At 66.1% G+C, this 13,306-nt stretch carries 12 protein-coding genes; 5 read left to right on the top strand and 7 right to left on the bottom strand.

Going from position 1 to position 13,306, the window contains the following annotated elements; translation table 11 throughout:
• The first annotated feature begins 9 nt into the window (after positions 1-9).
• Positions 10-2,898: a DNA translocase FtsK gene (locus KUV65_RS16525; protein WP_261331849.1), complete on the top strand. Its 2,889-nt coding sequence runs from the start codon at positions 10-12 to the stop codon at positions 2,896-2,898.
• A 76-nt stretch (positions 2,899-2,974) separates the two neighbouring features.
• On the top strand, positions 2,975-3,571 hold the full coding sequence (locus KUV65_RS16530) for a LolA family protein (RefSeq protein WP_222191838.1): 597 nt from the start codon (positions 2,975-2,977) through the stop codon (positions 3,569-3,571).
• Between the two features lie 6 nt (positions 3,572-3,577).
• Here the strand turns inward: KUV65_RS16530 and KUV65_RS16535 are convergent, their stop codons facing one another.
• Together KUV65_RS16535 and KUV65_RS16540 are read right to left on the bottom strand one after the other, a co-directional pair.
• A complete protein-coding gene (locus KUV65_RS16535; protein WP_222191839.1) occupies positions 3,578-4,156 on the bottom strand; it encodes a transglycosylase SLT domain-containing protein in 579 nt (192 codons plus the stop codon).
• 94 nt (positions 4,157-4,250) lie between these two features.
• A complete protein-coding gene (locus KUV65_RS16540) occupies positions 4,251-5,132 on the bottom strand; it encodes an AEC family transporter (RefSeq protein WP_222191840.1) in 882 nt (293 codons plus the stop codon).
• Positions 5,133-5,214: 82 nt separating this feature from the next.
• Between KUV65_RS16540 and hspQ the strand changes: the two genes are divergently transcribed.
• Positions 5,215-5,541: a heat shock protein HspQ gene (hspQ, locus tag KUV65_RS16545; protein WP_222191841.1), complete on the top strand. Its 327-nt coding sequence runs from the start codon at positions 5,215-5,217 to the stop codon at positions 5,539-5,541.
• A gap of 36 nt (positions 5,542-5,577) precedes the next feature.
• On the opposite strand, the gene KUV65_RS16550 is transcribed toward hspQ, so the two are convergent.
• From KUV65_RS16550 to KUV65_RS16560, 3 genes are all read right to left on the bottom strand, one after another.
• Positions 5,578-7,161: a gamma-glutamyltransferase family protein gene (locus KUV65_RS16550; protein ID WP_222191842.1), complete on the bottom strand. Its 1,584-nt coding sequence runs from the start codon at positions 7,159-7,161 to the stop codon at positions 5,578-5,580.
• 256 nt (positions 7,162-7,417) lie between these two features.
• A complete protein-coding gene (locus KUV65_RS16555) occupies positions 7,418-7,942 on the bottom strand; it encodes an ATP-binding protein (RefSeq protein WP_222191843.1) in 525 nt (174 codons plus the stop codon).
• On the bottom strand, positions 7,893-8,240 hold the full coding sequence (locus tag KUV65_RS16560; protein ID WP_222191844.1) for an STAS domain-containing protein: 348 nt from the start codon (positions 8,238-8,240) through the stop codon (positions 7,893-7,895). Before KUV65_RS16560 ends, KUV65_RS16555 begins: the two co-directional genes overlap by 50 nt.
• A gap of 79 nt (positions 8,241-8,319) precedes the next feature.
• Here KUV65_RS16560 and KUV65_RS16565 point away from each other — a divergent pair, with 79 nt between their 5' ends.
• On the top strand, positions 8,320-9,498 hold the full coding sequence (locus tag KUV65_RS16565) for a thiolase family protein (protein ID WP_222191845.1): 1,179 nt from the start codon (positions 8,320-8,322) through the stop codon (positions 9,496-9,498).
• A gap of 81 nt (positions 9,499-9,579) precedes the next feature.
• Positions 9,580-10,035: a GAF domain-containing protein gene (locus KUV65_RS16570; protein ID WP_222191846.1), complete on the top strand. Its 456-nt coding sequence runs from the start codon at positions 9,580-9,582 to the stop codon at positions 10,033-10,035.
• A gap of 35 nt (positions 10,036-10,070) precedes the next feature.
• Here the strand turns inward: KUV65_RS16570 and KUV65_RS16575 are convergent, their stop codons facing one another.
• Both KUV65_RS16575 and mutL read right to left on the bottom strand, forming a co-directional pair.
• Positions 10,071-11,402, bottom strand: a complete 1,332-nt coding sequence (locus tag KUV65_RS16575) for a DNA recombination protein RmuC (RefSeq protein WP_222191847.1) — start codon at positions 11,400-11,402, stop codon at positions 10,071-10,073.
• Positions 11,399-13,267, bottom strand: coding sequence for a DNA mismatch repair endonuclease MutL (gene mutL, locus KUV65_RS16580; RefSeq protein ID WP_222191848.1), 1,869 nt, complete (start codon positions 13,265-13,267; stop codon positions 11,399-11,401). Before mutL ends, KUV65_RS16575 begins: the two co-directional genes overlap by 4 nt.
• Positions 13,268-13,306: the final 39 nt, after the last annotated feature.

Genomic DNA, 13,306 nt, shown 5'->3' on the forward strand with positions numbered 1-13,306 from the left:
ACGACAGAGATGGCTTACCAGACAAGACAGCGCGATCCCCTGCTGGATGACGAGATGCAGGCCGCCCTCGTGCGACGCGGGCAGGAGATGATCGGCTTTGTTCTGGTGGCCCTCGGGATCGCGCTGAGCGCGATGTTGATTTCCTATACGCCGGAAGATCCCAACTGGATGGCGGCGACCGACGCCCCGCCACAAAACCTGATGGGGCGGACCGGGGCCTCGATCGCGGCGATCCTGATGATGATCGTGGGCTATGGCGCGCTTGCCCTGCCCATTGGCTGTTTCGCCTGGGGGTTGCGGTTCTTGCTGCATACCGGCTCCGAGCGCGCCCTGGCCCGTATCCTGTTCCTGCCGATCGCGCTGGCGCTGGCCTCGATCTACGCGGCCAGCCACGTGCCGCCCGAGGGGTGGACGCATAGTTTCGGCCTTGGCGGTCTGTTCGGCGACACGGTTCTGGGCGCTGTTCTGAATGCGCTGCCGATGGGGCCGCAGGCGGGGCTGAAGCTGGTGGCGGCACTGGCCTTCGTCGCGGGACTTGGCCTGATGCTCTATGTGGTCGGCACCAGCCGGGGCGAGATGCGCCTTGGCCTGCGCTTTTTGCTGATCGGCTTGTTCACCTCGGGCGCGATGGTGACGGCGGCGCTGCGCGGGTTGGGCCGTGGGGCCGGTCAGGCCGCCGGGCAATTGCGCGATGCGCGGGCCGCGCGGATGGCGGAGCGGGGTGTGGCCTACGAGGATGACGGGTATGACGAGGCAGACGGCGACGTTGCACCGTCGCGTGGTTTCTCGCTGCGCCGTGCGCCGCGCGACGAGGACCCGGCCCTTTACGAGGACGAACCGCCCCTGCGCCGGGGCGGTGGCCTGTTGTCCCGCGTGCCGCTGTTGCGCCCCCGCGAGCCTCAGCCCGAGATGCTGGAGCCGGAACTGCCCGAGCGCAGCTTCCGTGCCCCGGACGACATCGAAGCCCCGGACGAGGACCGTATCCGCGCCAAGATCTCGGACGTGATCCGCAATCGTGTGCGCCGGCCCAGCCCGGTGGCGGCTGCGGCGCAGCGCCGGTTGCAGGCGGGCCCGCTTCCGTCAGCGGCGCCGTCGCGCGTTGTGCAGTCCCCCGCGCTGCGGGCCGAGCCGCCGCTGACCGCCGCGCATGTGCCCCAGGGCGCCCAGGACGTGGTGGACGATACCGGGCTCGATGACGAGAACCTGTTTGCCGAGGACGGGACCGAGCCGGTTGCCCCGGCCGCCCCTGCGCCCCGCGCCGCCGGAGGGACCGAGTTGCAGCGCCGCGTCGTGCAGCACGCGATGAAGCGCCAGACGGCCCCGTCGCGTCGCGCGGTGGCCGAGGCGCAGCCGTCCTTGCCGTTGCAGCCGCAGGCCGAGGTCTTCGAGTTCCCGCCGCTGACCCTGCTGACCAACCCCGACACGATTCAGCGCCATCACCTGAGCGACGAGGCGTTGGAGGAAAACGCCCGGATGCTGGAAAACGTGCTGGATGACTACGGCGTGAAGGGCGAGATCGTCAGCGTCCGGCCCGGCCCCGTCGTGACCATGTACGAGTTGGAACCGGCCCCGGGCCTGAAGGCGAGCCGCGTGATCGGTCTGGCCGACGATATCGCGCGCTCCATGTCGGCGCTGTCGGCACGTGTTTCCACCGTGCCGGGGCGCTCGGTCATCGGGATCGAATTGCCGAACCAGCACCGCGAAAAAGTTGTCCTGCGCGAGATCCTGTCGAGCCGCGAATTCGGCGACGGGACGCAGAAACTGCCGTTAGCCTTGGGCAAGGATATCGGCGGCGAGCCGATCGTCGCGAACCTAGCCAAGATGCCCCACCTCCTGATCGCGGGGACGACTGGTTCGGGTAAATCCGTGGCGATCAACACCATGATCCTCAGCCTGCTGTACAAGCTGCCGCCCGAGGATTGCCGGATGATCATGATCGACCCTAAGATGCTGGAACTCAGCGTCTATGACGGCATTCCGCATCTTCTGTCGCCGGTCGTGACCGACCCGAAAAAGGCGGTCGTCGCCCTGAAATGGGTCGTGGCCGAGATGGAAGAACGCTATCGCAAGATGTCGAAGATGGGGGTGCGCAACATCGACGGCTACAATGGCCGCGTCGCCGATGCGCTGGCCAAGGGCGAGATGTTCAGCCGCACGGTGCAGACCGGGTTCGACGACGAAACCGGCGATCCCGTCTTCGAGACTGAGGAATTCGCGCCCGAGAAGATGCCCTATATCGTCGTGATCGTCGACGAGATGGCCGACCTGATGATGGTCGCCGGCAAGGAGATCGAGGCCTGCATCCAGCGCCTTGCGCAAATGGCGCGGGCCTCGGGCATCCACCTTGTCATGGCGACGCAGCGCCCGTCGGTCGATGTCATCACCGGCACGATCAAGGCGAACTTCCCGACGCGGATCAGTTTCCACGTCACCTCCAAGGTCGACAGCCGCACCATCCTGGGCGAGCAGGGGGCCGAGCAACTGCTGGGCATGGGCGACATGCTTTACATGGCGGGCGGCTCCAAGATCACACGCGTGCATGGTCCCTTCGTCAGCGACGAGGAGGTGGAGGAAATCGTCCGCCACCTCAAGAGCTTCGGCCCGCCGGATTATGCCGCCAGCGTTCTGGACGGCCCCGACGAGGACAAGGAAAGCGATATCGACGCGGTCCTGGGCCTGAACACGGGGGGCAATACCACGGGCGAGGATGCACTCTACGACCAGGCTGTCGCCATCGTGGTGAAGGATCGCAAATGCTCGACCTCCTACATCCAGCGCAAGCTGGGGATCGGCTATAACAAGGCCGCGCGGCTGGTCGAACAGATGGAAGAGCAGGGGCTTGTGTCCGCGGCCAACCATGTCGGCAAACGCGAGATCCTCGTCCCCGAGCAGGAGTGAGCGGCCCAATGACAAAGCCGCGAGCGGAGAGTGCAGGGACTTGGCCCGCGTGGCACGGCGTTCCTAGATAGGTGTCATGAAACAGGTCCTCCTTGCCCTCGTGCTTGCCTCGACCGCCGCTGTTCCGGCGCTGGCCGACGCCATTCCGCTGAACGCGATCTCCCGCTACCTGAACGGGATCGAAACCGCCGAGGCCGATTTCACGCAGATCAACGATGACGGGACGGTCTCGACCGGGCATCTCTATCTGCGCCGGCCCGGCAACATGCGGTTCGAGTATGCGGGCGACGATCTGCTGGTGATGGCGGGCGGTCAGCAAGTGGCCATTTTCGACGGGCGGTCCAACACGCGGCCCGATCAATACCCGCTGCGCGAAACACCGCTGTCGATCATTCTGGACGAACAGGTCGATCTGAGCCGGTCGAACATGGTGGTGCGGCACGAGTTCGACGGGACTTCGACGCGCGTGGTCGCGCAAGACCCGGACCGTCCCGAGATCGGGTCGCTGACCATGGTCTTCACGCCTGACCCGATCGAACTGCGTCAATGGATCGTGCGCGACGAGACCGGGGCGGAAACCACCGTCGTTCTGGGCGCGCTGGAGGAAGGCGGGAGCATCCCGCTGACCCGGTTCAGCATCACCCAGGAAATTCAGCGCCGACGCGGCGACTGACCTGGCTTAACGGCAGGTCGCCAGCTGCGCCTCGTAGATCGCGGCCCGTTCCGCGACCCGGTCGGCCACGCGCATCAGCCACGGCTTGCTGCGGTAGCTGCCGCGGCGATAGCCTGCGTGCCCTTCGTGATAGGCGAGATACTGGTTGCGCGCGTCGTCCAGCGGGATGCCGTTCCGCTCGAGGCTGAGGTTCATGTACCAGCCCATGAAATCGGTGGCATCGCGGATGTCGTCGCGGCGGGCGCGGCGATTGCGCGTGTCGGCGAGGTATTCTTGCCACGTCCCATCAAGCGCCTGGCTGTAGCCAAAGGCCGAGGACATGCGGCCCATCGGGATGATCTCCAGCGCGTAGACATGGGGGGGGCGGGCATCGCCGACAAAGCGGCTTTCCTGGTGAAAGGTGGCCATCTGGACGTGAACGGGAACACCCCATTCGCGTTCCGTGCGCTGCATGGCGCGGAAATACTGCGGCCGCTCTTCGGCAAGGGCGCACGCATTGTCGAGGTTGCGCGGCGCGGAAAATTCGCGCGAACCGCAACCGGCCAAGACGCCCAGCACGCAAAGCGCAAGAAGGGTTCTTTTCATGGATCCTGCTCGGGTTTTTGTGCCCATTCGGGCTTTGTTGCGTGGAATCATACGCGAGATGGGCCCTCATGGGAACCACGGCGCTGCCGCAACGTCAGAGAAGAAACGACAATGTGATCGGCAGGGCAACAACGGCCATGAGCGTCGAGACGACGACAAGGCCCGCCACGGCCTCGGCATCGACCTTGTAGCGTTCCGCCAGAAGGTAGGACGTGACAGCGACCGGCGTGACCATTTGCAGGGTCAGCACCGCGAAGGGCACCGGATCGAGGTCGAAAAGGTGGCCCGCCGCGATGCCCGCCGCAAGACAGATCGCGAATTTGACGGCGGAGAGAACAACGGCCTGCCCGATCCGCCCCGGTTGCAGCCGCGCGACCGCGACGCCGAGGGTGATCAGCATCAGCGGAATGGCGATCTGTCCGACCAGTTCCAGCGTATTGGTCAGCCAGACGGGCGTTTGCCAGCCCTGCCACAGGAACAGCGCCCCCAGGATCGTGCCCCAGAGGATCGGCTCGCGCAGGACACGGGCCGGGCGCGCGGCGCCAGCAACCATCCAGAGGCCGATCGTGAAGGTCAGAAGCGCCATGGCGGCGAAGACGACCACCGCAAGGTCCAGCCCGATCTCGCCAAAGGCGAACAGGGCCAGCGGCAGGCCGATATTCCCGGTGTTGCCGAAGACGAGCGGGGCCAGCAGGCTGGCGCGATCCATCCCCAGGGCGGCGATGATGCCCCAGGTCACGACGATCACGGCGGCATAAGCAGCCAGCGCGGCAAGGCTGAGGGCGGTCAGGGCGGCGGGATCGACCTCGGTCTGCATCAGCGCGGTGAAGATCAGGCAAGGCACGGCCAGCGTCATCACGAGGCGCGTCACGAACTCGGTCGGGTAGTCGTAGCCGGCGCGCCGCCACCCGTAACCGATACTGGCCAGGATGAAGACCGGCGCCGTGATCCGAATCACTGTCAGGGCGAGTTCCACAGTCTGTTTCCGCGCGAATCGGCCCGCCCGCATGGACAAGCCCCCCGCCTCTTGGTTAGGGAAGTATCAGGGGGCTTATGCCATGCTGAAGACTCACGCCAAGTACAATATCGGTCAGGTCGTCCGGCACCGGAAACATCCGTTCCGCGGTGTCGTGTTCGATATCGACCCGGAATTCGCCAATACCGAGGAATGGTATGACGCGATCCCGGAAGAGGTACGCCCTGCGAAAGAGCAACCCTTCTATCACCTGCTGGCCGAGAACGATCACACCTATTACGTCGCCTATGTCTCGGAACAGAACCTGGTTCCGGATGAGACCGGAGAGCCGGTAGACCACCCCGACCTGCCCGACCTGTTCGGGGAATTCCAGGAAGGCCGCTACCCGCTGGAATACCAGCTGAACTGACCGGCGCGCACGGGACGCGCGCGCCGGCCTGCCGTTTCAATAGCCCAGGGCGATGCCATCCTTGCGCGGATCGGACCCGCCTTCGAGCACGCCGAGGTCGTGGTCGATGCGGATCGCCTGAGCCCCGCCGATGCCCACGGGCGGGGTCGACACCTTGTGCCCCAGATCCGCAAGCTCTTGCCGCACCGTGTCGGAATAGCCCGTCTCGACCTTCATGTCGCCGTATTCGCTGAAGCAGCGGGGGGCGTCGATCATCTCCTGCGGGCCGAGGCCGTAGTCGACCATGTTGGTCACCATCCGGGCGTGACCGGTGGATTGATACTGACCCCCCATCACCCCGAACGGCATGATCACGCGCCCGTTCTGCCGCAGCATGGCGGGGATGATCGTGTGCATCGGGCGTTTGCCTCCATTGGCCTCGTTCGGGTGGCCTTCTTCGAGGGTGAAGCCCGCGCCGCGGTTCTGGAACAGGATGCCGAACTTGTCAGACGCGATGCCCGATCCGAAGTCCTTGAACACCGAATAGATCAGCGACACGGCCATGCGGTCGCGGTCGACCACGGTCAGGTAGATCGTTTCCTTGTGCACGGCTTCGGTCAGCGGCTTGGCGCTGGCCATGGCGCGGGACGGATCGATCAGCGCGGCCAGCTTTTTCGCCGTTGCCGGGTCCAGCATGTGGGCCAGACGGGTCATGTGATCCATGTCCGACAGGAACCGGTCGCGCGCATCATAGGCCAGTTTCGTGGCCTCGGCCTCGATATGGGCGCGCAGCGTGCCGAAGGGATCCATCGACGGCAGGTCGAATTCGGCAAGGATGTTGGCCAGCAGGATCGCGGTCGCGCCTTGCCCGTTTGGCGGATGCTCGACCAGTTCGATACCCTTGTACGTGCCGCTGATCGGGGTGGTGTAGTCGCAGCGCGTCTTCGCGAAATCATCAAGCGTGTGCACGCCGCCCAGGGCGCGCAGCGATGCGACCATGTCCTCGGCAACCTCGCCCTCGTAGAACGCCTCGCGTCCCTGGGCGGCGATGCGGCGGAGAACCTCGCCGTGCTTCGGGTGGCGGAAGATCTGGCCGGGGCGCGGCGCGACGCCGTCCACCAGGTAGAAGTCCCTCGCCGCGCCGGTCAGGTTGTCGTGATACCCGGCCCAGTCGAAGGCCGCACGCGGGGCCACCGGAACGCCGTGATCGGAATAGTGGATCGCGGGCGCGAGAATATCGGCCAGCCCCAGTTTCCCGTGATCGGCGGACAGGGTGCAGAACGCATCGATCGCGCCCGGCACGGTGACCGAGGCCGGGTTTCCGAAAACCGGCATCGCGCTGTGCCCGGCCTCGCGCAGGGCGGCGCCGCTCAGGGCCGCGGGCGCCCGGCCCGACCCGTTCAGGGCGATGATGTCCTCGCTGCCGGCCGGTTTGACCAGCACGAAACAATCCCCGCCAATCCCCGTCATCGCCGGTTCGCACAGGCCCAAAAGCACCGCGCCCGCGATCGCGGCATCGACCGCGTTGCCGCCCTGCTGAAGGATCGACACGGCGGTCTGCGCGGCCAGCGGGTGCGACGTTGCGCATATGCCGTTCTCGGCGAAAACGGCTGACCGGCCCGGTGTGTGAAAGTCTCGCATCCCTGTCTCCCGTGCGATGAAGTCCCGCGCGAACCCTAAGCCGTCGACAGGCAGGGGCAAGATGCTTGAGTTGGAGATTTTCAGGAAGGAGCCGCAGAAGACCTCGACGCCGCACACTGGGTGGGGGCTTGATACGCGCGACGCCGAGGGAAGCCTCTGCAGCTACAACTCTGTTATCGCGGTCATTCGGGGCATCGATACGATTGGATTAGGGCAATCCGGTGGCAAATAGCCGGATATCGGGGCATCTCGCCGCTCAGCCCAGGCGCAGGCGCATGGTCAGGCGATTCTCGTCCTCGACCCGGCAATAGCGCAGCCCCGTGGTCAATTGCCGGATCAGCACCCATCCGAAGCCGCCTTCGGGAAGATCCTGCACCGCGGTGGCCGCGATGGCGGGCAGGGCGGCCCCGGGAAGCGGCCCTTCCGACATGGGGGTCCCGGAATCGCGAATGGCGCAATCGATGTGGTGTTCGGTTCTGGAAATCTCGACCCGGATGCGCCCGCCTGCATCCGTTGGATAGGCGTGTTCCACGACGTTGTTCAGCGCCTCGGCCAGCACGATCTGCGTGTCGGTCTGCTGGCTTTTCGACAGGCCCCAGGTTTTCAACCGATCCCCGATATCCAATAGGGCCGCGCGCACCGCGTCAGGGCTCGCTTCAAGGTCCAGGCGCAGGCGAGCGGGCGCGATGGGGCATTTTCCCGGGACGGTGATCGGCGTGTTGTCCATCACGCTAATCTGACGCTCGGTCCCGCTGCCGGACCGCCGCGTCAAGGGTGTCATGGATCGGGAAGACGGTGTTCATCCGCGTCAGTTGCATGACCCTGTCCACCGCCGGTTGCAGCGCCGCCAGTTCAAGGCCCCGCCCCGCCGGCAGGAGCTTGCGCGCCGCGACCACCGCGCCGAGGCCGCTGGAATCGATGAATTCGACCTGGTCGAGGTCGAGGATCACATCGCCCGGTGCATCCCGTGTCACCTCGCGAAAGCGGTCCTTGAACCGGATCGCGACACTGGCGTCGATCCTTGGATGTTCGACATGCACGATCCCGACGCCCTGCCGAGTTTCGAAACTGAGATTCATCGGTGCACTCCTGTCCTTGGCTCTGGTAAGAGCCTAGGTCGAAAGTCTTGCCAAATCGTATCCAGCAGGGGGGAAACCGATGGACGAGGTCGTGATCGCAGGCGCAGCCCGCACGCCGATGGGGGGATTCCAGGGGGCGCTCTCGGGGGTTGCTGCCGCCGAATTGGGGGGCGTTGCCATCAAGGCCGCGCTCGAGGGCGGCGGGGTCGACCCCGGCCAGGTGGACGAACTGCTGATGGGCTGCGTTCTGCCGGCCGGCCAGGGCCAGGCCCCGGCGCGACAGGCGGGCTTCAAGGCGGGTCTGGGCGAAGAAGTGCCGGCAACCACGCTTAACAAGATGTGCGGATCGGGCATGAAAGCCGCGATGATGGCATGGGACAGGCTGGCCCTCGGCCAGGCCGACATCATGGTCGCAGGTGGCATGGAGAGCATGACGAATGCGCCCTACCTCTTGCCCGCCATGCGCGCCGGGGCCCGGATCGGCCATCAGAAAACCTATGACCACATGTTCCTCGATGGGCTGGAAGACGCCTATGACAAGGGGCGCCTGATGGGGACCTTCGCCGAGGATTGCGCCGAGGCGTTCCAGTTCACCCGCGAAGCGCAGGATGATTACGCGCTGGGGTCGCTGTCGAATGCGCTGACGGCGATCGAAACCGGTGCCTTTGCGCGCGAAGTCGCGCCGGTCACCGTCCGGTCGCGCAAGGGCGACACCACCGTTTCGGTCGACGAACAGCCCGGCAATGCGCGCCCCGAGAAGATCCCCCAGCTCAAGCCCGCCTTCCGCGACGGGGGCACGGTGACCCCGGCGAATAGCTCCTCGATCTCGGATGGCGCGGCCGCCCTCGTCCTGGCGCGTGCCGACGTGGCCGAGGCCAAGGGATTGACCGTTCGCGCCCGGATCCTCGGGCATGCCAGCCATGCCCAGGCCCCCTCGCAATTCCCCACGGCGCCCGTCCCTGCGGCGCGCAAGCTGTTGGAGCGCCTCGGGTGGGGCATCGACGATGTCGACCTGTGGGAGGTCAACGAAGCCTTCGCCGTGGTCCCGATGGCGTTCATGCGTGAGCTTGGCGTGCCGCGCGACAAGGTGAACGTGAATGGCGGGGCCTGTGCCCTCGGCCACCCCATCGGTGCGTCCGGCGCCCGGATCATGGTCACCCTTCTGAACGCCCTTGAGGCGCGCGGCCTGAAACGCGGTGTCGCCGCGATCTGCATCGGAGGTGGCGAAGGCACCGCCATCGCGATCGAGCGCGTCTGACCCCTTCATCTTGGCCCGAAAACTCCCGGGGGCGCGGGGGCAGGCAGCCCCCGCATCCCTGCCAGACGAAAGCGCGTCCCCATGCACGTTGACTACACCGATCTCGAGAAGACCATCGCAAGCCTGACCCATGGCGAAACCGATGAGGTCGCCCTGATGGCCACGCTCGCCTGCGAGATCCACCATGCTGACGACCGGTTCGACTGGACCGGCTTCTACCGGGTCACCGAACCCGGCCTGCTCAAGATCGGACCCTATCAGGGCGGACACGGCTGCCTGCTGATTCCCTTCGACAAGGGCGTGTGCGGGGCTGCTGCACGCACCGGCGAAACGCAGCTCGTTCCGGACGTTGACGCCTTCCCCGGCCATATCGCCTGCGCGTCCTCGACGCGGTCGGAACTGGTCATCCCGGTGCGAAACGGCAAAGGAGCGGTCATCGCCGTTCTGGATATCGACAGCGATCAACCGGATGCCTTCACCGAAACCGACGCGTCACGCCTTGACGCGATCCTGCAGAAGGTCTTCGGCGCGCTCTGATCCGGGCCGAAAAATCTTTTAGAAGATTTTTCGGCTCAACGGCGCGGCAGGTTCACGATCCCGGCGGTGTCGCCGCTTTCGGGCGCGAGTTCCTCAAAGTCGAAATTATCGAGGCGTTCTGCCCGCTTTCCGGCGCGCGCGGTAGCGGTCAGGATACCCGAGACATCGTCGCCCGCCTGACGCAGATGTGTTTCCAGCTTGCCTGCGCGTTCCTCGATGATCTCCACGTCCCGGTGCAGGTTCTTCAGCGCCTTGCGGATCTCGCCGGCTTGTTCCCGCATCCGGGCGTCTTTCATCACCGCGCGCATCGTGTTGAGGGTCGCCATGCAGGTGGTGGGCGACACGATCCAGACGCGGTTGTCGAAGCCTTCGCGCACGACCTCGGGCAGGCGGGCATGCAGCTCGGCATAGATCGCCTCGGAGGGCAGGAACATCAGCGCGCCATCCGCCGTCTCGCCCTCGAGGATGTATTTCGAGGCGATGGCCTTGATATGGACCCGCACAGCGGCGGCGAGGTCGCGAAGGGCCCTGCGCTGCGCCTCCTGCCCCTCGGCGACCATCAGCGCCTCGTAGGCCTCCAGCGGAAACTTGGCGTCGATCACGATGGGGCCGGGCGGGTTCGGCAAAAGGATCATGCAGTCGGCGCGCTTGCCGTTCGACAGTGTTGTCTGGAAGGCGTAGCTGTCCGAGGGCAGCGCGTTCGCCACGATATCGTTAAGCTGGATTTCCCCGAACATGCCCCTGCGCTGCTTGTTCGACAGGATATCCTGCAGCCCCAGAACGTCCGAGGACAGTTTCTCGATATTCGTCTGGGCCTTGTCGATGATGGCCAGCCGTTCCTGAAGTTTCGCCAGCGACTCGGTCGTTTTCTCGGACGATCCGGCCAGCGTCTTGTCGATCCGCTCGTTCAACTGCGCCAACACCTGCGCCTGTTTCAGCGCGTTCTGGGCCATCTGCTCGTTCATGCGCTCCTGCAGATCCGACAGCGCGTTGCCCTGTTTCAGCGCGTTGACGTGCAACTGCTCGTTCAGGCGTTCCTGAAGTGCGGCAAGGTTCTGCGATTGGCGGCTGGCGGCCTCGTGCATGCGCTCGGCCATGGCGGTCTGCACTTCGGACAGCCGCACCTCCATCGTCTGCATGATCTGGAGATTGGCCTGCGCCTGCCCGTCCGAGGTGGCCTGCACCCGTTCGGCCAGCCGCTCCTGCCCGCGGGCAAGGTGCTCGACCACCTCCATCGACCGGCGCGTGCGCGAGGCCGAGGTGACCAGAAGCCAAAGGATCAGCCCAAGGATCGCGGCCCCGGCCAGGAGCGGCCAGAGGGTGGCGGGATCGGACAGGTCGAGGGTGATGTCACCGATCTGGATCATGTGCGCCCGAAAAGCCGTTCGATATCGGCCAGTTTGAGTTCGACATAGGTGGGTCGGCCATGGTTGCACTGACCCGAATGGGGCGTCGCCTCCATCTCGCGCAGGAGCGCGTTCATCTCGTCGGCACTCATCCTGCGTCCCGACCGGACAGACCCGTGGCAGGCGACGCGGCTGAGGATCGCTTCAATCCGGGATTGGAGCATCGTGCTGTCGCCGAGGTCGTCCAACTCGTCGAGGATGTCGCGCAGCAAGGCCTCGGCATTCACCTCGCCGAGGATGGCAGGGGTTTCGCGCACGGCAACCGTGCCCGGCCCGAAGGCTTCGATGATCAGGCCCAGCTTTTCCAACTCTCCGGCACGGTCGAGAAGGCGGTCCGCATCACCGCCGAGATTGACGATCTCGGGGATCAGCAGGGCCTGCCGGGCGATGCCGTGTTCGGCCATCTGGCGTTTCAGGCGTTCATAGACCAGCCGTTCATGCGCGGCGTGCTGATCGACCAGCACCATGCCGTCGCGGGTCTGGGCGAGGATGTAGTTCTCGTGCAGTTGCGCGCGCGCGGCCCCGAGCGGTTTGTCTTGCAGATGGGCGACGGTGTCGGGCTGTGGCGGCTCGACCCGAGCCGACGGGGAAGCTTCCCACAGGGGTGCATCTTCGGCGAACCCGTCTTGTTCGGCCGGGGCCTGCCAGTCGCGCGCGGCGGCAACCGCGGACGGGCTGGGCCGGTCCCAGCCGCGGCGGTCCATCTGGTAGATCCGGGGCTGGTCGGTCGGCTCCGGGCGGAACGCCCCGAGGGTGGCCCCGGCCACGGTGGTCGAGGCGCGATGCCCGGCCTCGGCCAGGGCATGGCGCAGGGCCGAGACGATCAGGCCGCGGGCAACGCCCGGTTCGCGGAAGCGGACCTCGGATTTCGCGGGGTGCACGTTCACGTCCACGCGTTCGGGCGGGCAATCGATGAAAAGGGCGGCGGCGGGGTGCCGGTCGCGGCTGAGGAAATCCATGTAGGCGGCGCGCAACGCGCCCACCAGAAGCTTGTCGCGGACAGGGCGGCCATTCACGAACAGGTACTGCGCCACGGCAGAGCCGCGCGAATAGGTGGGCAGGGCGGCGTAGCCGGTCAGGCGCAGGCCTTCGCGGTCGGCGTCGATGGCCAAGGCGTTCTCGGCGAACTCACGCCCGAGGATCGCGGCAAGGCGCGATTGCAGCGCCGCGAACAACTCGCCCTGTTCGGCATCGACCCGGAAGGTGACGCGCTCGGCCTCGGTCACGTCCTTGAGGGTGAAGCCGATGGCGGGTTCGGCCATGGCCAGACGTTTCACCACATCGGAGATCGCCTGCATCTCGGCCCGGTCGGAGCGCAGGAATTTCAACCGTGCGGGCGTGGCGTAGAACAGGTCGCGCAACTCGACCACGGTCCCCCGCGACAGGGCGGCGGGTTTGACCCGGCCCATCTCTCCGCCCGAGACCCGCAATTCGTGGGCGCTATCGCCCTGGCTCCGGCTGGTGAGGGTCAACCGCCCGACGGCGCCGAGCGAGGGCAGCGCCTCGCCGCGAAAGCCGAAGCTGCGGATATTCAGAAGGTCGCTGCCGTCGATCTTGGAGGTCGCATGGCGGCTCAGCGCCAGCGGCAGGTCCCCGGGTCCCATGCCGCAGCCATCATCGGTGACGCGGATCAGCGATTTGCCGCCATGGGCCACCTCGATGGTCACGCGCCGCGCGCCCGCGTCGATGGCGTTCTCGACCAGTTCCTTGACCGCGCTTGCGGGGCGTTCGACCACCTCGCCCGCCGCGATGCGATTGATCGCGGCATCGTCGAGTTGACGAATAACCGGGCGTGTGTCGCTTATATTGGGGTCACCGAGGGGCATGCCACGATACCTAGCATGCCCCGGCGGGATTCGGAAAGG

Origin of the sequence: Maritalea mobilis, assembly GCF_019800885.1 — a bacterium.
Lineage (GTDB): Bacteria > Pseudomonadota > Alphaproteobacteria > Rhodobacterales > Rhodobacteraceae > Roseibacterium > Roseibacterium beibuensis.

What these genes read in the sequence shown, in the direction of transcription:
- KUV65_RS16525 (WP_261331849.1), top strand. Translation starts at nt 10, where the DNA reads ATGGCTTACCAGACAAGACAGCGCGATCCCCTGCTGGATGACGAGATG.
- KUV65_RS16530 (WP_222191838.1), top strand. Translation starts at nt 2,975, where the DNA reads ATGAAACAGGTCCTCCTTGCCCTCGTGCTTGCCTCGACCGCCGCTGTT.
- KUV65_RS16535 (WP_222191839.1), bottom strand. Translation starts at nt 4,156, where the DNA reads ATGAAAAGAACCCTTCTTGCGCTTTGCGTGCTGGGCGTCTTGGCCGGT.
- hspQ (WP_222191841.1), top strand. Translation starts at nt 5,215, where the DNA reads ATGCTGAAGACTCACGCCAAGTACAATATCGGTCAGGTCGTCCGGCAC.
- KUV65_RS16550 (WP_222191842.1), bottom strand. Translation starts at nt 7,161, where the DNA reads ATGCGAGACTTTCACACACCGGGCCGGTCAGCCGTTTTCGCCGAGAAC.
- KUV65_RS16555 (WP_222191843.1), bottom strand. Translation starts at nt 7,942, where the DNA reads ATGACACCCTTGACGCGGCGGTCCGGCAGCGGGACCGAGCGTCAGATT.
- KUV65_RS16560 (WP_222191844.1), bottom strand. Translation starts at nt 8,240, where the DNA reads ATGAATCTCAGTTTCGAAACTCGGCAGGGCGTCGGGATCGTGCATGTC.
- KUV65_RS16565 (WP_222191845.1), top strand. Translation starts at nt 8,320, where the DNA reads ATGGACGAGGTCGTGATCGCAGGCGCAGCCCGCACGCCGATGGGGGGA.
- KUV65_RS16570 (WP_222191846.1), top strand. Translation starts at nt 9,580, where the DNA reads ATGCACGTTGACTACACCGATCTCGAGAAGACCATCGCAAGCCTGACC.
- KUV65_RS16575 (WP_222191847.1), bottom strand. Translation starts at nt 11,402, where the DNA reads ATGATCCAGATCGGTGACATCACCCTCGACCTGTCCGATCCCGCCACC.
- mutL (WP_222191848.1), bottom strand. Translation starts at nt 13,267, where the DNA reads ATGCCCCTCGGTGACCCCAATATAAGCGACACACGCCCGGTTATTCGT.